The following is a 21511-nucleotide window of genomic DNA, read 5'->3' as shown; positions in this document are numbered from 1 at the left end:
AAGAGAGCCGTAAGAGCGTCGTAAGAGAGCCGCAAGAGAGCCGTAAGAGCGTCGCAAGAGAGCCGTGTTCGCTCGTATTGCGCGGCTCGACCGTCCTGCTAGCGTCTCCGGTGACGCTCCCCGGGAGGAGAGCGCCCCGGACGAGACGCGCCGTACCCGGTCAGGATAAGACGACGCACCCGCATCACGGAGGGTCGTCATGTCATGGCTGGTGTTGGTCCTGGCAGGCCTGCTCGAGGTCTGCTGGGCGGTCGGGCTCAAGTACACGCAGGGCTTCACCCGGCCGCTGCCGAGCGCGCTCACGATCGCCGCGATCGCCGCGAGCGTGTACCTCCTCGCGGTCGCCGCGCGGACCTTGCCGATCGGCACGGCGTACGCCGTCTGGACCGGGATCGGCGCGACCGGGGCGGCGATCACGGGCGTCCTCTTCTTCGACGAGCCCGCCACGGCCGCGCGGCTCGGCTTCCTCGGGCTGCTCATCGTGTCCCTCCTCGGGCTCAAGATGACGAGCCCGTGAGGACCCCGCCGCGGCCGCTGCCAGACGGCCGGGGCTCGACTAGCCTCGAGGGCATGCACGGAAGCCCCGAAGCCCGCGCGCTGCACGCGCAGTTCCCCGCCATCGACCTCCACGCCGACAGCCTGATGTGGTCGCGCTGGGTCGGCTACGACCTGCAGGAGCGCCACGAGCCGCCGCTGCCGTTCGCCGCCCTGGGCGGGCACGTCGACGTGCCCCGCCTCGTCGAGGGCGGCGTCGGCGCGCAGTTCTTCGGCCTGGTGTCGCTGCCCATCGGGCAGCGGCGCGGGCTCGCCGCCGTCATCGACGATCAGATCGATCTGCTGGAGCAGGCCATCCGCGCGCAACCAGGGCGCCTGGTCAAGGCGCGGACCGTCGAGGACATCGAGGCGGCGAGGGGCCGCGGCGCCGTCGCGGCGCTGCTCGGGGTCGAAGGGGCACACGCGCTCGAAGGGGAGCTCGAGACGCTCGAGCGCTTCGCCCGGCGCGGCGTCCGGTACCTCGGGCTCTGCCACTTCAGCGCCAACGACGCGGCGTACCCCGCCTTCGGCCGAGGCCGCAAGGACGGCCACGGCCTCACCCCGTTCGGACGCGAGGTCGTGCGCCGCGCCGAGGACCTCGGCGTCATCGTCGACCTCGCCCACATCAACCGGGCCGGCTTCCTCGAGGCCTGCGCGCTCGCGCGCCGCCCGCCCATCGTCAGCCACACCGGCGTCGCCGGCGCGTTCGCACACTGGCGCAACATCGATGACGAACAGCTCCGCGCCGTCGCCGATCGGGGAGGGTGCATCGGGATCATCTTCTGTCCGCAGTACCTCGGCGGAGACGGGCTCGAGCCCGTGGTCAAGCACCTCCTCCACATCATCAACGTCACCGGCGAGGACACCCCGGCCCTCGGGTCCGATTGGGACGGCTTCATCGTTCCAACTCGCGATCTCCGTGACGCCGCGCACCTTCCGCTCTTGACGGATGCGCTGCTTCGAGCCGGCCTCAGCGAGCGCGCGATTGGCAAGCTGCTGCGGGGCAACGTGATGCGCATTTTGAGCGACAACCCACTTCCAACCGGGCGCGCGGTTGCGTAGGTTGTCTCGACGGGACCGTCGGGGTGGGTGGTCGCTCCGGCGCTGCGCAACGTCACCTCCACGCCGAGCGGATGCAGCTTATGACCGTCCATCGCCTCGCTGCTCAGGGCTACGCGACCGCGGCTGACGCTTACGAGAAGGGGCGGCCCGGGTATCCGCGCGTCGCGCTCGAGCTGCTCCGCGACACGCTGCGCATCGACGCCTCGAGCACCGTGATCGATCTCGGCGCCGGGACCGGCAAGCTCACGCGCCTGCTCGTGCCGACGGGCGCCCGGCTCATCGCGCTCGAGCCGGTCGAGGGGATGCGCCGCAAGCTGATGCAGATGGTCCCGTCCGCCACCGTGGTGGACGGCGTGGCCGAGGCGATCCCGATGGCGGACGCGACGGTCGACGCCGCGGTCGCGGCGCAGGCGTTCCACTGGTTCCACGGCGACCTGGCGCTCGCCGAGATCCACCGCGTGCTGCGGCCGACGGGGCGCCTCGCCCTGCTCTGGAACCTCCGGGACGAGCGCGTCGACTGGGTCGCGCGCCTCTCGCAGATCTTCGATCGCTATGGCCGCGACGCGCCGGTCCACAGGATCGGGGCGTGGCGCCGGTCCTTCGCCGAGACGCGCCTCTTCGCGCCGCTCGGCGAGCGCGAGTTCACCCACATGCAGGAGCTCGACATCGACGGGCTGCTCGAGCGCGCCGCCTCGATCAGCTACATCGCCGCGCTCTCCGTGCAGGAGCGGTACTCGGTCCTGAGCGAGGTCCGCGAGCTGGCGACGACCCACCCGGACCTCGCGGGCAAGAGCACGTTCAGCTTCCCGTACCGGACGCTGGTGGCCTCCTACGAGCGGCGCTGACGGCGCGGCGCCGTGCTAGAGCGGGCGCCGCATGGCGGCGAACGAAGTCGTGATCGTCGGCGGCGGGCCGGCAGGCGTGAGCACGGCGCTCTTCCTCGCTCACCACCGCCCGGCGCTCGCCGACAGGATCGTGGTGCTCGAGAAGGCGCGGTACCCGCGGGACAAGTGCTGCGCGGGCGGGCTCGGCGGGCGCGCGGACAAGGCGCTCTCGACCATCGGGGTGACGATCGACGTGCCCTCGGTCGCGGTGAGCGGCGTCAGCGCGGCCTTCCAGGCCGGCGAGGTCGCGCTGCGCGAGGGGAACATCGGCCGCGTCGTCCGCCGCGCCGAGTTCGATCGCGCGCTCGCGCTCGCGGCGCGGGCGCGGGGCGTCAGGATCGTCGAGGGGGCGCGGGTCACGGGCCTCTCGCTGGGGCCCCGGGGCGCGCTCGTGGAGAGCTCGGCCGGGGCGTTCCACGGGCGCGTCGCCGTCGGCGCGGACGGCGTCGGCAGCGTCGTCCGCCGCGCGATGGGGCTGCCGTTCGGCCGGCTGCGCGCGCAGGCCGTCGAGGTCGACACCGAGCCGGTCGCGGGCGATCGCGCGCGCGATCTCTTGCACTTCGAGATGCGCGATCGATCGTTCGCCGGGTACCTCTGGGACTTCCCCACGATCGTGGGGGGGCGGGAGCTCGTCTGCCGCGGCGCGTACGTGCTGCACGGGGGCGCCGTCGCCGCGGGGCGCCCCGCGCCCGACGCCGAGCGCGTGCTCCGGAGCCGGCTCTCCGCCCTCGGCCTCGACCCGGACCGCTACCGGCAGAAGCGCTTCGCCGAGCGCGGCCTCGACCGGGGGGACGCGATCGCGCGGCCGGGGGCGCTGCTCGTCGGCGAGGCCGCGGGCATCGATCCGATGCTCGGGGAGGGGATCGCCCAGGCGATCGCGTACGGCGCGCTCGCCGGCGCGTACCTCGCCGAGAAGCTCGAGGCCCGCGACCTCCGCTTCCACGACTGGAACCAGCGCGTCGCGCGCTCGCTGTTCGGCCTGGACATCCGCTTCCGGCGCCGGGTGATGCGCGGCTTCTACGGCGCGCCGCGCGAGCGCATCGAGCGCTACCTCTGCGACGAGCCGTCGTTCCTGCGCTTCGGCATGCGCCACTTCGCCGGCGCCCGCCAGCCGGCGCTGGGCGCGCTCCGCGCCGCGTCGACCGGGGCGCTCTTCGTGGGGCGGATCGGGATCGAGCGGCTCCTCTCCTCGCTGCCGCCGCGCGCCGCGGCCTCGACGTGACGGGCAGCTCGCGGCGCGGCGCCGCGAGCGCGCGCACCGCGCTGGAGGATGAGCGTGCTAGCATCGGCGGCCATATGACCGTGCCGTTCCAGCCGGCGGCCGGGATGCTCTTCGGAGAGTTCCGGATCGTTCGGCCTCTCAGCGCCGGCGGTATGGGCGCCGTGTACGTCGCCGAGCAGACGAGCACTGGCAAGCTGCGGGCGCTCAAGCTGATGCACCCCCAGCTCTGCGCCGACCCCCGGCTGCGCGAGCGGTTCGAGCAGGAGGCGCGCGTGGGCGCGCTCGTGGAGAGCGATCACGTCGTGCAGGTGATCGGCGCGGGAGTCGACCAGGCGAGCGGCGTGCCGTGGCTCGCGATGGAGCTGCTCGAGGGGGAGGACCTCGCGGCGCGGCTGAAGCGGTGCGGCCTGTTCTCGCCGCAGGATCTCTACGACATCTTCCGGCAGCTCTGCCACGCGCTCGGCGCCGCCCACCGGGCCGGCGTGGTCCACCGGGATCTGAAGCCGCAGAACATCTTCCTCGCGAAGTCGCACAGCGCGACGGCGCCGTGGTCGGTCAAGGTCCTCGACTTCGGCATCGCGAGGATCGCCGCGGAGGCGAGCACGATGGCGACCGCGTCGCTCGGGACGCCGCTGTGGATGGCGCCCGAGCAGACCGAGGCGCGCGCGGCGATCACGCCGGCCACCGACGTGTGGCCGCTCGGGCTGATCGCGTTCGCGATGCTCACGGGGCGCATGTACTGGCGCGCCGCGAACGATCCGATGGGCATCGCGATGCCCGTGCTGCTCCGCGAGATCCTGCTCGAGCCGATCGAGCTGGCGTCGATGCGCGCGACGGCGCTCGGGCGCGCCGGCTGCATCGTGCACCCGTTCGACGCCTGGTTCGCGCGCTGCGTGGCGCGCGACCCGTCGCAGCGGTTCCCGACGGCGCAGGACGCCTTCGACGCGCTCCGGCCCGCGCTCTTCATCGATCCGCGCAGCGTGCGCCCCGTGGCGGTGATGAGCTCGCGGCCGCCGGCCGGACCGCTGGGGGGAGCGCCGGCCTCGCGAGGCGCGGCGAGCGGGGCGGCCGGGGCGCCGGAGTCGCAGCGCGCGCGCGCCGTCGACGCCGTCGACGCGACCGCGCGCGGCGCGTCGCCCACCTCGGCGCCGGCGAGCGCCGCGCCGGCGGAGGGCCCGCGCAAGGGCAGGTGGGGGCTCCCGCTGCTGGCGGTCGCCCTGCTCGGCGGCGCGGCGGCGGCGGCGATCGCGTTCTACGTCTCCGGCGGCCAGCGCGAGGTCCCGGAGCCGCAAGGCCCGCCCGAGCGCGAGCCGGCGAGCCTCGCCGCGCCCGACCCGGGCAGCGGCGAGGCCGTGCGCCCGCCGGCGCCGGCGGGCAGCGAGGAGGCGACGGCCGTCGACCAGAAGCCGGCGCCGGCGGCCTTGCCGAGGGCCACGCGCCCGTCGCCCGAGCGTGGCGCGCCGACGTCGGCGCCGGCGTCCGCGTCCGCGTCGGCGCCGGCGTCCGGGGCGGCGTCCGCACCTGCGACGACCGCGGCGCCGAGCGCGGCGAGGCCGTTCGATCACGCCGCCGCCCACGCGTCGCTGCAGCAGAAAGCGGCGGGGGCGCGGATTCACTGCAAGGGCAAGGCGGGGCCCAAGGCGGTGACGGCGCGGGTGTTCTTCAACCCTTCGGGCGCGGTGCAGCGCGTCTCGACCGATCCGCAGATCGCGGCGACCCCGTCCGCGCTCTGCGCCCAGATGCTGCTCAGCTCCGCGCGGGTGCCGCCCTTCGACGGCAGTGAGCTCCAGGCGGTCTCGACCACGGTCGCGATCGAGTGATCGCGCCGGGCGGCCGGGCCGCCGGGCCGGGTCACAGGTCGCCGGAGACGCACTCGCCCTCGCCGCGGAAGTGCCCGATCGTGCGCGAGAGCTCCGCGACGAAGGCGCCGAGGTCGTTGACGTCGCCGGCGCTGCCCGTGCCGTAGGGGCCCTCCTCGATCGCGACGAGGCGCACCGCCGCGAGCTCCTCCTGCGTGACCGCGCCGTCGTCGTCGGCGTCCGCGGCCGCGATGGGCCCGAAGCGGCGCTTCGCCGCCGCGGCCTGGAGGTCGTCGTAGAAGAGGTGGTCGCCGTGGATCGTGAGCTCCACGAGGTCGGTGCCGCCGTTCGTCACGAGCACGCCCTCGATCTCCTTGCCGTCCTTCTCGCCCGTGCATTCGGCGTAGCGGGTCGCGGCGGTGAAGGTCCAGTTGATGTGCTTCTCGACGTCGCCCTTGCGCGCGGTCGCCTCGACGTGCACCGACGCGCCCGCGTCCAGGAGGAGCGCCCGGTCCTCCTCCGTCGCCCCGTCGAGCGCCGTGTCCGCGTCGGGCGGGCTGATCTCGAAGGAGACGCGCTCCCAGGGCTTCGCCTCGAGGCCCTCGAACGTCGCCACCGGCTTCGGGCCGGGCTTCGTGTGATCGACCAGGATCGAGCCCTGCATGGTCGCCCCGACGTTGCCGTCGCGGTCGGCGACGGTCACGTTCCTGAGGACGAGCAGGAACTTCTCGTAGCGGATGCTCCAGCCGTCCTCGAGATCGCTGGCCGGGATCTGCTCCTCGATGTAGGCCTCTCCCCACGTCGAGAAGGCCACGCTCCCGGTCCCCGACGCGTCGCCGCCGCTGCAGCCCGCCAGCACCGCCGCGGCGAGCGACACGGCCGCCGCGCACATTCTTTCGATGTTCCTCATGGCTTCTCCTCCTCGGGGGACCTGGGCGTGAACGAGAGCGTGTACGCGGTCCCCTTCTTGAGGCCCCGCGTGAAGCCGCGCTGGGCCTGGCTCCCGGGCGGGAGATCGACCGGCGCGCCGTCCGCGCCCTCCTCGCCCTCCTCGCCGGCGGCCGCCTCCTCGAAGTCGACCTGGTCGAGCCACACCGCCGGCTTCACGACCAGCGTGACGACGCCGGGCTCGTCGACGAAGACCTCCTCGAAGACGCACCCCTCGACCGCGGGCTCCCCGGCCGCGTTGAGGACGTCCTCGACCGCGGCGCGCGCGCGGAAAGCGCGCGTGATGTCGCCCTTCTCGGCGCGCCCCTCGACGACGACCACGCGCCCCTCGAGCGCGCCGGCGAGCGGGCCGGTCGGCGGCGCGCCGAACGTGAAGCGCGCCGAGCGCACCACGCCGCTCACGGCGTCCGCGTCCGCGAGCGCCGTCGTCCCCCGCAGCAGGTCGACCGAGGTGGCCTCCGTCATCTGGCCCCTCGCCTCGCCGGCCTGGTAATGGCCCGGGTGCGCGTGCGCCTCGGGCACGGCCCACCGGGCGAGGCGCTCGAGCAGCGCGGGGGCGACGCCGCGCCCCGGATCCTCGCGCCGCGCCGTGAACGGGGCGCCCTCGAAGTAGTAGAGCGGCCCGACCGACAGGTGCGCCTTCGACAGCGTGACCGTCCAGCCGAGCGCGTTCGTGAACGGCGCGACCGACGCCGCGTCGGGGGCGATCTGCGTCGCGAGCGTGAGGCGCCTGCCGCCCGTCGCGTCGTCCGCGCCGCAGCCGGCGGCGAGCGCGGACGACGCGAGCGCCGCGGCGGCGAGGATCGCGGCGGAGCGCGCGGGATGCGTGGGTCGCGCGGATTGCGCCGATTGCGCCGATTGCGCGGGACGCGCCGGGCGGCGCCAACGTGTGCCAGGAACGGGGAAGGACACCATCGAGGAACCTCAGCCTAGGTAGAGGGAGAGCGAGGCGAAGAAGCTGCGCGGCGCGCCGACGGTGACGTGCCGCGCGGGCAGGCGATCGGGCGCGGCGCCGTGGGTGAAGCTCGAGGGGTAGACGAACTCGCCGTCGAACCAGGCCGCGTCGAGGAGGTTGTGGACGTCGACCCCCAGCTCGACGCGGTGGTAGCGGAGGTGCGCGGTGACGTCGGCGAGCAGCGCGTCGCGGCCGAGCTCCCGGCACGGCAGGGGGCGGCGGTGGAGCAGCGTCACGCCGGCGCCGGCGCGCGCCTCCAGGGGGCGGCCGAAGAGCGCGCCGAGGCGCGGGGTCACCGCGAGATCGGTGCGCGCGACGACCTGCGGGACGAACGGCAGGAGGTCGCCCGCGGCGTAGGCGTCGCCGCACGTGGCGCGCCCGCCGGAGGCGGTGAAGGCGGCGCGCGTGTAGGTGATCCCGGCGCTCGACACGAGCCACGGCGCGGGGTGCGCGACGGCGTCGAGGGCGACCCCGGTGCGCGCTGTCGCGGGCACGGGCTCGTTCCGGCCCGTCGCCTCGTCGAAGACGAGATCCTCACCGAGGCGCGCGTGGAAGAGCGCGACCGACGCCCGCGCGAGCTCGTCCGCGTAGCGGAGGCCCAGCTCGGCGGAGAGCGCGCGCGTGAACGGCGTCCGCTCGCCGTCGCCGAGGCTGCGCGCCTGCGGCGAGCGGAACCCCTGGCCGACGCTGGCGAGCGCGTGCAGCCCGGGCAGCAGCGCCGCGTCGATCGTGCCCTTGCCGCCCACGTGGACGCCCTGCGCGCCGCGCGCCTGCGCGGCCTCGGCGGCGCCCTCGACGACCTGGAACGCGAGCCCGTCGACGCGCAGCCCGCCGCGCAGCTCGATCCGCCGCGCGGGCCGGATCGACGCGTCGAGGTAGCCGGCGAGGTCGGTCGCGCGCACCCGGGCGTCGACGAGCGTCGCCGTCGGCCGGTCGTCGACGGCGGCGAGGCGCCGCTGCGACTGGTTGATCCAGTCGCTGCGCGCGACGACGCCCGCCTCGAGCGCGTCGCGCTCGGAGAGCAGCGGGAACCGGAGGCGGTACGACGCGACCGCGCCCAGCGTGAGCGCCTCGTTGAGCTGCTGCGTCGCGTCCCCGGACACGGGATCCGCGAGGTAGCCGGTGAAGTTCGAGCGCAGCCGGAGCGAGCGCAGGACGACGAACGGCGCGATCGAGAGCCCCTCCCCGCGGCCGCCGGGCGCGCGCACGTCGAGCACGAGCTGCGCGCGCGAGGAGTCGCCCCCCTGCTTCGGGTCGTACGAGGCGAAGCGGTCGACCTTGCCCTGCTCGAGGTCGTCGAGGCGCAGGACGCCGGCGGAGCCGAAGCGCGCGGCGAACGCCGAGGCCATCACGCGCGCGGTGATCCGCTCGGACGGCTGGAGCACGGCCTGCGCGACGAGCGACGCCCGGCTGGCGGCGCGGGCGGGGCCGAACCCGTCGGTCTCCTGGGCCTCGAAGGCGGCGAACGTGGCCTCGTCCGCCTGCTCGGGGTGGTAGGCGAGGAAGAGCCGGCGCGCGCCGAACGAGCCGGCGCCGGCCGTCGCGGTGATCCCCGGCTCGTCGTAGCCGAGCTCGAAGCGCATCGTGCCGGCGACGGCGAAGTCTCCCTGGCGCGGGTCGTACGAGCCCGGCTGCGCGCGCAGCTCGCGGATGACCTCGGGCATCACGAAGTGGAGGTCGGCGTAGCCCTGCCCGTGGACGTTGGAGACCTCGTTGACCGGCGCGCCCGCGACCCAGATCTCGATGTCCTGCCCGTGCGCCGCGTCGAAGCCGCGGAAGAAGATCTGGTGCGCCTTGCCCTCGCCGCCGTGCTGGGCGGCGAACACGCCCGGCACGAGCTGCAGCACGTCGCTCGCGGTGTGGTGCGGCGCGGCCCGGATCTCCGCCCGCTCCCGGACCGACTCGGACGCGCTGCGCGGCGGCGCCGCGCCCCGCACGACGACGGTGACCGGCGCGTCGCCGCCGGCCGCCTGACCGGCGGGCTCGCCGCCCCCCGGCGAGGCCGGCGAGCCGTCGGCTACGGCGACGGCGGGTCCCTCGGTTGCGGCGACGGCGGGCCCCTCGGCTGCGGCCGCCCCGGGCGACGGCGCGGCGCCGTCGCTGGCGCTCGCCGGCCAAGTGGTCGCGGTGATAAGGAGCGGCGCGAGCGCCCTTCGCAAGACGGGTTGCATCCAGCCGGGCGGGACCGTAGCACGATCTTTTCGGCTCGTGCTACGGCTCGCGTGCGGAACGCTCGTCCGGGAGCGGTCCATCGGGTCTGCTGGACGTTCCAGGCGAGCCGGGACGGCGCCGGTTCGGCCGCGGATTCGCTTCGAGTCGGACTCGGGCTCTGGGGCGGATCGCGCCCGCGACTTGCGACAAGATGTCGCATTCCAAATTCATTGCAGCGTGGCCTAGCGTGTCGCGCGGCGTTCTTCAGGAGGCCTCTTCATGAAATCCGGTCTGCGTGCAACACGGCACTTGTTTCTTCTGACGGGGGCGGCGCTCGCGCTCGTGGCCTGCAGTGGCGGGGAGACGGTGAACCCTCACGACGGCGCGTCGAGCTCCACGGGGGCCGGCGACGGCGGCGGCGGCGGAGGAGACGGTGGCGGCGGCGGTGACGGCGACGCTGGAGGGAACGGCGGCGGAGGCGGCGACGGCACGACCGCGGTGGAGCTGCAGTTCGAAGGCCGCGTCCGCGACGAGGTCTTCTCGTGCAGCGAGACCTACACCGCCGGCGTCGCGGCGACGGAAGTGAGGCTCACCGACTTCCGCCTCTACATCCACGATGTCCGCCTGCGCCGCGCCGACGGCGAGGAGGTTCCGGTCGCGCTCGATCAGGACGGCTTGTGGCAGTATCAAAATGTCGTCCTCCTGGATTTCGAGGACAAGTCGGGCAGCTGCGATAACGGGACGGAGCCGACGAACGGCCTGGTGCGCGGGACCGTCCCGGCCGGGGAGTACGACGGGCTGTCGTTCAAGCTGGGAGTCCCGTTCGAGCTCAACCACGGCGACGCGTCGGTGGCGGCGTCGCCGCTCAACCTGTCTGGGCTGTTCTGGGGCTGGAACGCCGGGTACAAGTTCGTGCGGATCGACAGCGTCTCCGTGGAAGGAGAGGTCCCGTTCATCCTGCACCTCGGGAGCACGGGCTGCATCCCCGGCGAGAACGGCGGGGTGAGCGCGTGTGATCGACCGAACGTCGCGGAGGTCGTGCTCACGGGCGTCGACCCGCTCGCGACGAAGGTGGTCGTCGACTACGCGGCTCTCGTGCAGGACAGCGATCTGAGCGCGAACGCCGGCGGTCCGCCCGGGTGCATGTCGGACCCGACAGACGCTGACTGTACGCCGCTGTTCGTCCGGCTCGGGATCGACCTCGACGACGGATCGGCGCACCCTGACCAGCAGGCGTTCTTCCGGGTAGAATAGGAGTCATGCCGATGTCGGTCCTTGGAATCATGCTTCGCCGCTTCGTCGCGCCGTCGCTCCTCGCCGCGGTCGCGGCCCTCTCCGGCGGCTGCGGCGACGACGCAGCGACGCCGGGCGCGGGCGGGTCACCGGAGCCTGGCGCCGGGGGTCAGGGCGGCGGGGGCGGAGCGGGCGGTGGGGGATCGGACGCCGTCGCCTACGACTGGGGGTTGCCGCCAGGTTACCCGGTGCCGAAGGTCCCGGAGGACAACCCGATGTCCGCCGTCAAGGTCGACCTCGGGAAGCGGCTCTTCTACGACAGGCGCCTGTCCGGCAACGGCACGTACTCGTGCGCCTCCTGCCATCGCCAGGAGATCGCGTTCACCGACGGCCTCCCGAGCGCTGCAGGGTCCACGGGCCAGATGCACACGCGCGGCTCGATGAGCCTGGTCAACGTCGCTTATCTCACCGTGCTGACCTGGGGGAATCCGCTCCTCGACTCGCTCGAGGAGCAGGCGCTCCTGCCGATGTTCGGCGAGACGCCGGTCGAGCTCGGGCTCGCGGGCCTGGAGGAGGAGCTGATCGAGCGGCTGCGGGACGAGCCGCTGTACCAGGACCTCTTCCCCGAGGCGTTCCCGGAGGACGACGACCCCATCCGGCTCGTCAACATCACGAAGGCGATCGCGGCATTCGAGCGGTCGCTGCTCTCGTACCGGTCGCCCTACGACCGGTACACCTACGGCGGCGATCCTTCGGGGATGTCGGAGGCGGCGCTGCGCGGCAAGGAACTCTTCTTCTCCGAGAAGCTCGAGTGCTTCCACTGCCACGGCGGGTTCAACCTGTCGGACTCCGTGGAGCACGACGGCACGACGTTCCGAGAGGTGATGTTCCACAACACGGGGCTCTACAACATCGGCGGGACCGGCGCTTACCCCCAGGGGAACGCCGGGGTCTTCGACGTCTCCGGCGACGCCGCCGACATGGGCCGGTTCCGGGCGCCCACGCTGCGCAACATCGCCGTCACGGCGCCTTACATGCACGACGGCAGCATCGAGACGCTCGAGGGCGTGCTCGATCACTACGCGGCGGGCGGCCGCACGATCGAGTCCGGCCCCAACGCCGGCGTGGGGAGCGAGAACAAGTACAAGAGCGAGCTCATCAGCGGCTTCGCTCTCACGGAAGAGGAGAGAGCAGACGTGATCGCCTTCTTGAAGAGCTTGACCGACGATGAGTTTCTGGAGGACCCGCGCTTCGCGGATCCCTGGGCGGAGGAGCCATGAACCTGAGGGGAACTGCGCGTCGCGCGCTCCTGATTCCAGCGCTGGCCGCGGCCTTGTCCGGGGCGATGTACGCGGGGGCGTGCGGCGGCCATGACCACGAGGACGATCACTCGTCGTCCGGGCCGGAGATCGAGGACGTCGTGTTCGAGGGCGGGGCGACCGACGAGGCGCTGGTCGCGCTGCTGGCGGTGGCGCCGAAGACCGAGCCCTCGCAAGCGACGGTCTTCGACGCGCCCGAGGGCGGCGCGACCCTCCCCGGCGACGCCGCGCCGGAGCTGACGTTCCACGTCGCGGGCGCGGCGCAGGGGTCGGCGCCGCGGATCGCGCCGGCGCTGCGTCTCGCGGCGGCCGCGCCGGCGGGGCGGGAGCTCGGCGCCGGCGCGCGGGCCTGGGCGGAGCTCGCGGCGCTCCTCGGGCCGGCGCGCGCGGCAGAGGCCCACGGCACGCCGGTCAACGGGCGCGCGTACTTCCTCGTGTTCTCGACGGCCGAGCGCGAGGGGCTGCTCCGCGTGTTCACGACCGAGCTGAGCTACACGCCGGACGCGGCGGCCTGGGACAAGCTCCGATCGGCTGGCGGGCCGATCACGGCCAATGTGGTCAACGCGGTGTTCGAGAGCAACCGCGTGGCGCCGGGCGGAGGCCCGTTCGAGGGCGAGCCGGTGACCTTCACCATCACGCCCTGAGCCGTCGCGCGGCGCGCCCGCGCGATGGGTGCGCGGCGCGCCCGCGCGATGGGCGCCCCGCGCGCCCGCGCGATGGGCGCCCCGCGCCGCCCGCTGGCCGGTCGCGGGGGCAGCCTCAGGACGAGCGCGGGAAGATGAGCACGTACGAGCCCGGCGTGGGGTTGAAGAGCACCGCCTTGTCCGGGTGCCTCTCCCGATCGAAGTGGGGATACCAGGGCAGCGCCCGCCAGGTCTCCGAGTCCTTGATGAACTCGGGGACGATGATGTCGAGCTCCACGTACTTGCCGCCCGTGAACGCGGACAGCTCCGGTCCGAAGCTCCAGCGCTCGCGCCCCGGCCTCGGCGCGACGTCGTTGTGCAGCGCGCCCCCGTACGCGATCACCATCTTGCCGGAGGCGGCGTCGCGGGCGAGCAGCGCCTTCGCCCTGGCCGCGGTGAGGCGCGCGATCATCTCGAGCATCGCGGTCACCGCGTCCGGCCCTGCGCGCACGATGGCGTCGTACTCCTCGCAGGAGGGCTCGAGCAGGTAGGGCTGGATGCCGAGCCGCTTCGCCTCGTTGCCGAGCGCGAGGAACTCGCCCTGGTTGTCCTTGGCCTGGCTCTGGGTGACCGCCTTCTGCTCCTTCGCGACCTGCGCCACCTTCTCCTTGTTGCAGCGCGGGTCTGCCATCCAGAGCTCGACGATCAGGTCGGAGGCGCGGCCGGCGAGCGCCGGCAGGAAGAGCTCCGTGAAGCGCCGGGTCGCCGAGGGGATGCCCTCGGACCCCTGCTGCGCGTGCGGCTCGCCCACGGCGAGCACGCGCGGACCGCCCCGGAGGACGTGGGCGAACGCCTGCGCCGGGCTGTCGAAGGCGAGGCAGCCGAGCGCGCCGCACGGGGCCGCGGAAGCGGGAGCCGGGGCCGGGGCCGCCGACGCCGCGGCCGGGTCTGCGGCCGGCGAGGCCGACGGCGACGCCGCAGCGGGCGCGGAGGTCGCCGCTGCGGCGGGCGGGTCGGCGGAGGCAGCGCCGCCGCCGGCCGGAGCGCCGCGGCAGGCCGCGAGGAAGGCGACGGCGGCGAGGAGCATTCGCTGCGGGGGCATGGGAGCGATCCTAGCTCCGTGCCTCACAAGGCTGGCCAGGGATCCCGCGTGACGCGAGCGCCCGGCGCGCTCCGCCGCGCGCGTTCAGCCGGGCGTCCACTGCGGGTTCGCCGTGAACAGGCCGGACCCGATGCTGATGTCGTAAGCCAGGAACAGGCCGAACCCCACGCTGAGGAGGCCCGCGGCCGCGCCGAGCGCGCGGTGCATCCCGCCGAAGCGGGCGCGCGTGTACGCGAACGGCAGCGCGAGCACGCCGGTGATCAGCATCATCCCGGCGACCGTGCCCGCGCCGAACAGCGCGATGTAGCCGACGCCCCAGCGCGGGTCCCGCACCGTGGTGAGCACCAGGAGCGCCACCGCCGCCGAGCCCGCGAGCCCGTGGACCACCCCGATGAGCAGCGGCCGCAGGCTCACGTAAAGGCGCGACCCGCCGAACACACGATCCGCCCAGCCGAGGTCGTGCCGGTGGCCATCGTGGTGCTCCGCCCCCTGCGCCGGCGGCTCGCCCCGCCGGACCGCCCGGTAGAGCCGCGTCAGATGGTAGAGCCCGAGGCTGATCAACATCAGCGCCACCGTGAGCTCCATCGCCAGCCCGACGTGCGGCGGCACCACCAGCCCGAACACGAGGATCGCGCCGCCGATCACCATCAGCGTGATCGTGTGGCCCAGACCCCACATCGCGCCGATCAGCAGCGCCACGCCGAGGCTCCGGACCCGGCTCACGATCGTCGCCACCGCGATCACGTGATCCGCGTCGGTCGCGTGGCGCATGCCGAGGGAGAAGCCGAGGAGCAACAACGGGAACGCCGAGGCGATCATGCTGCGTTCGTAGCACGGTCCGCGTGCGCCGTGCTACGCTCTCGTGGCCGCATCGCCCACAGGGGGCCCGGCGCCACCCGCCGGCCTCGTGCGCGCGCTTGCAGCCGGGAGAATGTGCGCGCGCCTGCGGCCGGGAGAAGGTGATCGCCACCCGCATGGAGGAGATCGCCATCGTCCACCGTCGTCGCGCCGTCACCCCGGCGATCGCGCCGCTGGACTCGTCATCTCAGCCCAGCATGTCCGCTGCGCCGACCCGCGATCACCCCCTGCAGAGCTCGACCTCGTCGTCCACCTCGCCCGGCGGACGGAAGCTCCCGGTGCGCTCCCTGGGCAGCTCGAGAAAGACCAGCGATCTCGATCCGAAAACGACGCTTCGCCACACCGTCATGAGAGCTCAGCAGAACATGCGCACGGCGCTGATGGCGTGCTCCTCTCATGAGGAGATCCGTTCTCTGCGAGCTCTGCTTCGGCGTGCCCTAACCAATCCAGGGTCCTTGTAGCCAGCACCTCCATCCACCGTTCACCAGGCGTCGTCTCCGCCCAGCAGACTAGTTCGAGCGTTCTTGACTCAGCGCGTCGATCGCCTGCTGCATCCAGATGGCGTCTTCTTCAGCTTGCTTCAAGCCATGCTCCATCTGCTCGCGCAGCGTCCCCGTGGTCTCGCGGATGCCCTGCCGAAACACCTCTGCCGCGCGCTCGTGGACGACCTTGAGCCAGGGGGCCAGGACACGTTTATCGAGCGGGCCTGGGGCGTCCAGGACGGTGATGCAGGCCTCGATCGCCTCGCGCATGGCACGGGACTCGAGCGCGTCGGCGAAGGCGGAGAACTGGAGCAGCGACTCTCGCAGCGCAGCGCGGCCGGTCGATGTGACTCTCTCTGTCATGGCCGAGCTCAGGGTACCACCTGACCGCGGTCGACGCCCGTAAGTGCGCCGCGATTGCGCATCAGTGCAGGAGGGATCGGCCCGCCGTCTCCAGCAGCATCGCGAGCACGAGCGGCTCGCCGAGTCCATGGTCTGCGCCGATGTGTGCGCGGAGGCGCGCGAGGCGGGACGCGTCCTCCAGGAAGAGCGGCTCCTTCAGCTGGGCCGCGGCCTCGTGGAGGATGCCCTCGCGCTCGGCGAGCAGCGCGGCGGCGCCGCCGCGGTCGCCGCGCCCGACGCGCGCCGCCGCCTCGGCGAGCGCCTCGCCCGCGGCGAACCCCTGGAGCGTCCGCGCCACCGAGGCGTCGACGGACGCCGCGCTCGCCGCGTCGCTGTCCGCATAACGCACCTCGATCGGGATCTCCTCGATCACGTTCTTTCTGGCGAGGTGATCCTTGTACTTGATCTCGACGGTCGCCACGGCCCGCTTGCCCGCGCCCGGGCCGGCGCTCAGCTTGAGCAGCAGGGCGTGCCGGTCATCGCGGGCGAACACCGGCATGAAGAAGCGCATGCCGCCCTCGGCGTCCTCGCGGCGATCGGCCGCGATCCGGTGCCGCGACAGCGCGGCGACGTCCGCCGCGACCTCCTGGGCGCGCACGCGGGACGCCTCGGCCTCGTTGAGACGGCGCGATCCGTAGACGCGCAGCAGGTCGATGCCGCCCTTCAGGCGGAGCCGCACCTCGACCGCGGTCGCGACCGGGTCGAGGCGCTTGTCGAGCTCGGTCGAGAGCGCCTGCGCGATCTGATCGGGATTGCGCAGGTAATAGTAGCCGCCCGCCCCGTCGCTCGCGACCGAGCTCATGAGCTCACCGTCGAAGTCGCCGCCGAGCCCGATCGCGCTCGTCTGGATGCCGCGCTGGAACGCGTCGAGCGCGAGCCACGCGAGCTGGTCGCGCCGGGTGAGCCCGCTCGTCGCGCGGCCGTCGGAGACGAGCAGCACGACGCGCACGGCGTCCTCGGGAATGCCGGGCCTGCTCGCCTGGGCGTATCCGCGCGACAGCCCCGCGCCGATGTTCGTGCCGCCGCCCTCGCTGATCCCGGCGATGGCGTCGCGGATCTTCTCGCGGCGCGCGCCGACGGGGCCGTCCTCGATCAGCACGTCGGCGCCGCTCGAGAACGTGGTGAGCGAGAAGTCGTCCGTGGGCGCGAGGCGATCGACGAGCGCCTGCGCGGCGCGGCGGGCGCTCGCGATCGCCTCGCCCGCCATCGATCCGCTCGTATCGAGCACGAGGTGCACCGAGAGGCGCGGCCGCGCGGCCGGCGCGGCCGCGGCGGAGCGGAGCGCGAGGCGCAGGTGGAAGCCGCCTCCGCCCGGGGCGAGCGCGCCGCGCTCCAGGTCGACGCGCAGCCCGAGGGCCTTGCCGGGCTCGATCGGGATCGCGGGGGCGTAACGGGCGCCGACGTCGCTGATGAGCGCGCGCTCCTCGGCGGGCACGACGCCGCGGGCCACGGCGGCCTCGAACGCGGCGAGGTGGCCTCCCCCTGGGCGGTATGTGGTGGCGAAGCGGCCGTTCGGATCGAGGGGGATCTCGGGCGCGGGTCCGTAAGCGGACGCGGCGAGCGCCGAGGCGGTCGCGGCGTTCGGGTCGCCGCCGGCGCGCCCGCGCCCGCTGCCGAAGCCCTGGCCGGCGCCCGCGCCCGCGCCCGCGCCGTGTCCGATCGTGCCGATCCCGCTGAGCCCGAGCCCCCCGCCGCCGACGGAGGAGCCTCCGATGCCGTCCAGCGGGAGCCCTGCGCCGCCTGCGCCCCCGGGGGAGCCGTCGTGGCCCCACGCCGCGGTCGGCGCGTTCGGATCGCCGCCGGCCCCGGCGTTGAGCAGGCCGATCATCCCGAACTCCGCGGCGTCGCGCAGGGCCAGCTGTCGCTCGGCGAGCGGAGGCGGGCCTTCGCGCGGCCCCGTCACGCCCCACATGTTCCCCATCGTGTAGGAGCGTGCGGCCGGGTCCCCCGTGGATCCCTCCTCGCCTTTGGCCCTCGTCCCCGTGCCGCCCTCGTTGGCGGTGCGCGAGGCCTCCGCGGCGGCTTCTTCATCGAGCGAGGCGCGCAGCTCGCGCTCGTCCGCGGACGCGAGGTACCGCTGCACGAGCGCGATCTGGTCCTCGGTCATGCCGTCCGCGGGGGCCGCGGCGCGTGGAGCCCAGAGGGCGAGCGCGCCGAGGAGGCCGGCGTGCAGGGCCGCCGAGGCGGCGTGCAGGGCGAGGTTCTTCCAGCTCACGAGCGAGCGGCGGACTCGCTCGCCCGCGGCGGCGTCCGCGCCGACCTGGATCCGGACGCCGGCGATCTCGACGTCGATCCGGGCGTGCGCGGGGAGGGGGACGAGCACCGCGCCGGGGAGCGAGGGGCTCGTCGCGTCGGCGTGCCGCTCCCGCGCTTCGGCGGCGGACAGGGGGGTGCCGCCGAGGGTGAGGATCCCCGTTGCGGCGCCGAGCAGCACGAAGCGCACGCGGCCGTCGGCGCCCACCTCGAGGAGGGGCGCTCGGCGCGCGCCGAGCACGCGCTCGGGGAGGAAGACGTCGCACGGGCGGCCGTCCTCGCGGCCCTCGCCGAGGTCGAACGCGCGCGGAGGGGTGAGGTGATCGATGAAGAGGATGGTCGTGCCCCAGGAGAGGAGGAGCTCCACGGAGCGCACCGCGGGCTCGGGGGTGGGGGGCGCGTGGGTGGTGTTCGCGTTGAGCATGGATCTCCCCTGTGCGCCGCGAGGAGCGGCGCGCTCACGTCGAGAGAGGCACGGCAGGGATCACAAGGAGCCGCGCTGTGCAGGCGACGCGGGCCGGTCGATACCGCCGGCTGTCCGTCGCGTGGGGGTAGACAGCCGCCCCGAGGAGAGGTTCCGGGAGCGAGCGCGTTTCCGGATTCCGTCTCGCCTTCGCCATCCGTAGCCCTTAGCGCCACCGGTCCGTCGTCTTTCGTCCCCCGTCTTTCGTCTTTCGTCTTTCGTCTTTCGTCTCTCGTGATCGTCTTTCGTCTCTCGTGATCGTCTTTCGTCTCTCGTGATCGTCTTTCGTCTCTCGTGATCGTCTTTCGTCTCTCGTGATCGTCTTTCGTGATCGTGATCGTGCTCGATCATCCCGTCTCTCGTTCCCCAGCGACGCCCTCGTGAGAGGGGCAACGGTCAAAGCGATCACGATCACGATCACGATCACGATCACGACAGACGAGAGACGACAGACGGGAGACGACAGACGACAGACGGGAGACGACAGACGACAGACGACAGACGACAGACGACAGACAGAGCGTGCCGCTCTCCGACGGCGAACCTCCTGCGTTTGCCCCTGCGATCCTCCACCGTGCGAAGCCACCGGCGCGCGTGGGCCGATGAAGGTCTGCGCAAACCAGGATACCCCCGACCCCGCCCCGGTTACCCGGAACACACCCTCCGTCATCCCTTGTCCCCAACTCCGCAGCTCGTTCCGTTCACCGCCAACGCCGCGCCCGCCCGCCTCGATCCCGCCCGACACATGCTCTGCGCCTCCCGCCCCCCCGGCGAGATACGCTGGCGATGTCATCGCCATGGTACGCACCGTCCTGCTGCTGGAGCCCATCGCCACGGAGCGCGACTACATGGCCGAGGTCCTGCGGTCGGCCGGCTGGTCGGTGCGCATCCCCCCCGGCGCGCGCCCCGCCCCCGAGGACGTCGCGGCCGCCGACGCCATCGTCGCCGACCTGGATCTCGCCGTCCGCGAGGGCTGGGCCCGCGCGGCGGATCCCACGCCGCCGCCCGCCCCGCTCATCGTCACCTCCCGTTTCCGCGCCTTCCTCGACAAGATCCGCGCGCGCGTCGCCGCGGTCGTCCACAAACCGGCGACCGCGGAGGCGCTCCTCAACGCGCTCCTCCTCCGGAAGCGCGACGCCTCCACCTTGAGCCGCGACGACGCGGCCCGGACCCCCGATCCCCTCGACGACCCCGCGCGCGACGGCGAGCTCGATCGGCGAGGCCTGCGCAGCACGATGCCCGACCCCGAGCTCGTCGCCGTCGCCGAGCTCGTCGCGCGCGGCGTGGGCACGCCGGTCAGCGTCGTGACGATCATCGACTCCGCGAGGCAGCTCTTCATCGGCGCGACCGGCCTCCCCCGCGACCTCTCCATCGCCGGAGGCACGCTGCGATCGTGGTCGTTCTGCCAGCACGTCGCGCGCGACAACGCCCCGCTCATCGTCGAGGACGCCCGCGAGCACCCCGCGCTGTCGGAGAACCCGCTCGTCGCCATGAATTTGGTCCGGTCGTACGCAGGGTTCCCCGTCGTCCTGGAGGGCGTCGGCGCCGTCGGGAGCGTGTGCGCCGTCTCCGGCGAGCCCCGGCAGTTCGACGCGGCCAGCGTCGCGACCCTCCAGCTCGCGGCCCGGCTCGTGAGCGAGCAGCTCGCGCGGCGCGCCGGCCTCTCGCCCCCGGTGACCGAGGCGAGAGAGCGCGCGACGTCGCCGCGGGCGCCGGAGAGCGTCGCGGCGCTCGCGCAGCGCGCCGCGGCCGACGGCGGCGATCCGCCCCCGCGGCTCGCCCCCGGCGATCTCGTCGACGACAAGTACTGGATCACCGCGGTCCTGGGCACGGGAGGGCAGTCGCAGGTCTACCTCGCGCGCGAGAAGCTCCTCGGCCAGCTCGTCGCGCTCAAGGTGCTGACCGAGCCGGACGACGGCGCGCTGCTCCGCGAGGCCGAGGCGCTCGTGCGGCTGCGGCACCCGAGCATCGTCCAGCTCTACGGCTGGGGGAGGCTCCAGGGCGCGCGCATGTACCTCATCCTGGAGTACGTCGAGGGCGAGTCGATCCACCGCCAGATCGCCGACCGCGCGCCGCACGGCGGGCTCATGCCCCTCCACCAGGTCGCCGCGGTCGTCCGCCAGATCGCGGGCGCGCTCGCGAGCATGCACGCCGAGGGGTACGTGCACGCGGACGTGAAGCCGGGGAACATCCTGCTCGACACGCGGATCGAGCGGGCGGTGCTCATCGATTTCGGGCTCGGGCTGCGGCTCGGGAGCGGGAGGCCCTACCTCGTGGGCGGGACCTACGGCTACGCGGCCCCGGAGCAGATGATCCCCGAGGCCGCCGACCCGCAGCCGTCGCTCGACACGTACGCCCTCGCGGCCGTCACCTACGCCATGCTGACGGGGATGGCGCCCTTCCAGGGCGCGAGCTCGATCGGCACCCTGATCCTGCAGCAGCGCGGGGAGATCACGCCCGCCTCGCGCGCGCGGCCGGGGCTCTCCCCCGCCGTCGACGCCCTCTTCGCGCGGGCGCTGGATCCGGAGCCGTCCCGGCGCCTCGCCTCGCCCGTCGCGTTCGCCGACGCGCTCGCGGCCGCGCTCCACGCGAGCCCCGAGGAGCGCGCCCCGGGCCCGACCTCGGCGCCCTCCGACGGCGTGCCCCAGAGCCGCGGCCTCGTCTTCCGGCTCTCCGTGGTCGAGGCGGCGCGGCGGCTCGGCGCCGCGGGCGAGGCCGACCTCCGCGCGCACCTCGTGCCGGAGGACCGCGAGGCGCTCGCCGCCGCCGTCGACGACGCGGCGCTCTACCCGGCGGCGCCCCTCGTCGCCTACCTGCGCGCGCTCGGCGGCGAGCACCCCGGCGGCGTGGAGGCGCTCGGCGCCGCGCTCGCGCGCGCGGCGCTCCCGGAAATGCTGAACCGGCTCCAGGTCGCGCGCACGCCGGAGGCGCTGCTGGAGGTCGCGGGGCCGCTGCTCCGCCGGTTCCACACCTGGGGGCGCCTCCAGGTCGAGCGCACCTCGACCCACGGCGCGCGCGTCGAGCTCTGGCTCCCCGAGGGGCTCGCGCCGGTGATGTGCCGCCACACGAGCGGCTTCCTGCGCGCCCTGCTCTCCACGTCGGGCCACACGACCCGCCTCGTCGAGCTGCATTGCGGCTCCGGCGGCGCGGGGGCGTGTGTGCTGCAGGTCGGGTGGACCTGAGCCGCGCGACGGAGGTGCGGCCCCGGTCGCCGCGGCGGC

17 protein-coding genes and 1 riboswitch are annotated in these 21511 nt (G+C 73.9%); of the genes, 9 read left to right on the top strand and 8 right to left on the bottom strand.

The window, feature by feature from the left end:
* Nucleotides 1–109: 109 nt before the first annotated feature.
* Nucleotides 110–180, top strand: a riboswitch (guanidine-III (ykkC-III) riboswitch).
* Nucleotides 181–199: 19 nt separating this feature from the next.
* From sugE to WMF43_RS33195, 5 genes are all read left to right on the top strand, one after another.
* Nucleotides 200–517 (top strand): quaternary ammonium compound efflux SMR transporter SugE, encoded by a 318-nt coding sequence (gene sugE / locus WMF43_RS33215; protein ID WP_437670933.1) that lies wholly within the window; start codon nt 200–202, stop codon nt 515–517.
* Between the two features lie 53 nt (nt 518–570).
* Nucleotides 571–1596 carry a dipeptidase gene (locus tag WMF43_RS33210; RefSeq protein WP_437670932.1) on the top strand — a complete coding sequence of 342 codons (1026 nt, stop codon included), beginning with the start codon at nt 571–573 and terminating at the stop codon, nt 1594–1596.
* Between the two features lie 80 nt (nt 1597–1676).
* Entirely contained in the window at nt 1677–2441 is a 765-nt protein-coding gene (locus WMF43_RS33205; protein ID WP_437670931.1) for a class I SAM-dependent methyltransferase, read from the top strand.
* 31 nt (nt 2442–2472) lie between these two features.
* A complete protein-coding gene (locus WMF43_RS33200; protein WP_437670930.1) occupies nt 2473–3702 on the top strand; it encodes an NAD(P)/FAD-dependent oxidoreductase in 1230 nt (409 codons plus the stop codon).
* Between the two features lie 74 nt (nt 3703–3776).
* Nucleotides 3777–5522, top strand: coding sequence for a protein kinase domain-containing protein (locus WMF43_RS33195; protein ID WP_437670929.1), 1746 nt, complete (start codon nt 3777–3779; stop codon nt 5520–5522).
* Nucleotides 5523–5553: 31 nt separating this feature from the next.
* On the opposite strand, the gene WMF43_RS33190 is transcribed toward WMF43_RS33195, so the two are convergent.
* From WMF43_RS33190 to WMF43_RS33180, 3 genes are read right to left on the bottom strand one after another with little or no spacing between them, the layout of a single operon-like run.
* Complete coding sequence (locus tag WMF43_RS33190; protein WP_437670928.1) at nt 5554–6411, bottom strand: hypothetical protein; 858 nt, start codon at nt 6409–6411, stop codon at nt 5554–5556.
* Nucleotides 6408–7364: a hypothetical protein gene (locus WMF43_RS33185; protein WP_437670927.1), complete on the bottom strand. Its 957-nt coding sequence runs from the start codon at nt 7362–7364 to the stop codon at nt 6408–6410. Before WMF43_RS33185 ends, WMF43_RS33190 begins: the two co-directional genes overlap by 4 nt.
* Before the next feature lie 9 nt (nt 7365–7373).
* Nucleotides 7374–9575, bottom strand: coding sequence for a TonB-dependent receptor (locus WMF43_RS33180; protein ID WP_437670926.1), 2202 nt, complete (start codon nt 9573–9575; stop codon nt 7374–7376).
* Nucleotides 9576–9834: 259 nt separating this feature from the next.
* Between WMF43_RS33180 and WMF43_RS33175 the strand changes: the two genes are divergently transcribed.
* The 3 genes from WMF43_RS33175 to WMF43_RS33165 are packed head-to-tail and all read left to right on the top strand — an operon-like array spanning nt 9835 to nt 12751.
* Nucleotides 9835–10809 (top strand): MbnP family copper-binding protein, encoded by a 975-nt coding sequence (locus WMF43_RS33175; protein ID WP_437670925.1) that lies wholly within the window; start codon nt 9835–9837, stop codon nt 10807–10809.
* 11 nt (nt 10810–10820) lie between these two features.
* Entirely contained in the window at nt 10821–12068 is a 1248-nt protein-coding gene (locus WMF43_RS33170; protein WP_437670924.1) for an MbnH family di-heme enzyme, read from the top strand.
* Nucleotides 12065–12751: a hypothetical protein gene (locus WMF43_RS33165; RefSeq protein ID WP_437670923.1), complete on the top strand. Its 687-nt coding sequence runs from the start codon at nt 12065–12067 to the stop codon at nt 12749–12751. Before WMF43_RS33170 ends, WMF43_RS33165 begins: the two co-directional genes overlap by 4 nt.
* A gap of 115 nt (nt 12752–12866) precedes the next feature.
* Here WMF43_RS33165 and WMF43_RS33160 read toward each other — a convergent pair whose 3' ends face one another.
* The 5 genes from WMF43_RS33160 to WMF43_RS33140 all read right to left on the bottom strand — a co-directional run bounded on the left by WMF43_RS33160 (nt 12867) and on the right by WMF43_RS33140 (nt 18251).
* Nucleotides 12867–13832, bottom strand: coding sequence for a hypothetical protein (locus WMF43_RS33160; RefSeq protein ID WP_437670922.1), 966 nt, complete (start codon nt 13830–13832; stop codon nt 12867–12869).
* An 84-nt stretch (nt 13833–13916) separates the two neighbouring features.
* Nucleotides 13917–14651, bottom strand: a complete 735-nt coding sequence (locus WMF43_RS33155; RefSeq protein ID WP_437670921.1) for a high-affinity nickel-transport family protein — start codon at nt 14649–14651, stop codon at nt 13917–13919.
* A 259-nt stretch (nt 14652–14910) separates the two neighbouring features.
* Nucleotides 14911–15039 carry a hypothetical protein gene (locus WMF43_RS33150; protein WP_437670920.1) on the bottom strand — a complete coding sequence of 43 codons (129 nt, stop codon included), beginning with the start codon at nt 15037–15039 and terminating at the stop codon, nt 14911–14913.
* A 160-nt stretch (nt 15040–15199) separates the two neighbouring features.
* On the bottom strand, nt 15200–15535 hold the full coding sequence (locus WMF43_RS33145; RefSeq protein WP_437670919.1) for a hypothetical protein: 336 nt from the start codon (nt 15533–15535) through the stop codon (nt 15200–15202).
* 61 nt (nt 15536–15596) lie between these two features.
* The gene (locus tag WMF43_RS33140) at nt 15597–18251 is read right to left on the bottom strand and encodes a vWA domain-containing protein (protein ID WP_437670918.1); all 2655 of its coding nucleotides are present in this window, start codon (nt 18249–18251) and stop codon (nt 15597–15599) included.
* Between the two features lie 836 nt (nt 18252–19087).
* On the opposite strand from WMF43_RS33140, the gene WMF43_RS33135 reads away from it, so the two are divergent.
* Entirely contained in the window at nt 19088–21472 is a 2385-nt protein-coding gene (locus WMF43_RS33135) for a protein kinase domain-containing protein (RefSeq protein ID WP_437670917.1), read from the top strand.
* The last annotated feature ends 39 nt before the right edge of the window (nt 21473–21511 follow it).

Source organism: Sorangium sp. So ce131 (assembly GCF_051519095.1).
Classification (GTDB): Bacteria; Myxococcota_A; Polyangia; order Polyangiales; family Polyangiaceae; genus Sorangium.
This window is presented reverse-complemented; position numbering and strand designations above follow the sequence as displayed.

What these genes read in the sequence shown, in the direction of transcription:
- WMF43_RS33200 (WP_437670930.1), top strand. Translation starts at nt 2,473, where the DNA reads ATGGCGGCGAACGAAGTCGTGATCGTCGGCGGCGGGCCGGCAGGCGTG.
- WMF43_RS33145 (WP_437670919.1), bottom strand. Translation starts at nt 15,535, where the DNA reads ATGACAGAGAGAGTCACATCGACCGGCCGCGCTGCGCTGCGAGAGTCG.
- WMF43_RS33155 (WP_437670921.1), bottom strand. Translation starts at nt 14,651, where the DNA reads ATGATCGCCTCGGCGTTCCCGTTGTTGCTCCTCGGCTTCTCCCTCGGC.
- WMF43_RS33170 (WP_437670924.1), top strand. Translation starts at nt 10,821, where the DNA reads ATGTCGGTCCTTGGAATCATGCTTCGCCGCTTCGTCGCGCCGTCGCTC.
- WMF43_RS33190 (WP_437670928.1), bottom strand. Translation starts at nt 6,411, where the DNA reads ATGAGGAACATCGAAAGAATGTGCGCGGCGGCCGTGTCGCTCGCCGCG.
- WMF43_RS33185 (WP_437670927.1), bottom strand. Translation starts at nt 7,364, where the DNA reads ATGGTGTCCTTCCCCGTTCCTGGCACACGTTGGCGCCGCCCGGCGCGT.
- WMF43_RS33165 (WP_437670923.1), top strand. Translation starts at nt 12,065, where the DNA reads ATGAACCTGAGGGGAACTGCGCGTCGCGCGCTCCTGATTCCAGCGCTG.
- WMF43_RS33135 (WP_437670917.1), top strand. Translation starts at nt 19,088, where the DNA reads ATGGTACGCACCGTCCTGCTGCTGGAGCCCATCGCCACGGAGCGCGAC.
- WMF43_RS33205 (WP_437670931.1), top strand. Translation starts at nt 1,677, where the DNA reads ATGACCGTCCATCGCCTCGCTGCTCAGGGCTACGCGACCGCGGCTGAC.
- WMF43_RS33210 (WP_437670932.1), top strand. Translation starts at nt 571, where the DNA reads ATGCACGGAAGCCCCGAAGCCCGCGCGCTGCACGCGCAGTTCCCCGCC.
- WMF43_RS33195 (WP_437670929.1), top strand. Translation starts at nt 3,777, where the DNA reads ATGACCGTGCCGTTCCAGCCGGCGGCCGGGATGCTCTTCGGAGAGTTC.
- WMF43_RS33160 (WP_437670922.1), bottom strand. Translation starts at nt 13,832, where the DNA reads ATGCCCCCGCAGCGAATGCTCCTCGCCGCCGTCGCCTTCCTCGCGGCC.
- WMF43_RS33180 (WP_437670926.1), bottom strand. Translation starts at nt 9,575, where the DNA reads ATGCAACCCGTCTTGCGAAGGGCGCTCGCGCCGCTCCTTATCACCGCG.
- WMF43_RS33150 (WP_437670920.1), bottom strand. Translation starts at nt 15,039, where the DNA reads ATGACGGTGTGGCGAAGCGTCGTTTTCGGATCGAGATCGCTGGTCTTT.
- WMF43_RS33175 (WP_437670925.1), top strand. Translation starts at nt 9,835, where the DNA reads ATGAAATCCGGTCTGCGTGCAACACGGCACTTGTTTCTTCTGACGGGG.
- sugE (WP_437670933.1), top strand. Translation starts at nt 200, where the DNA reads ATGTCATGGCTGGTGTTGGTCCTGGCAGGCCTGCTCGAGGTCTGCTGG.
- WMF43_RS33140 (WP_437670918.1), bottom strand. Translation starts at nt 18,251, where the DNA reads ATGCTCAACGCGAACACCACCCACGCGCCCCCCACCCCCGAGCCCGCG.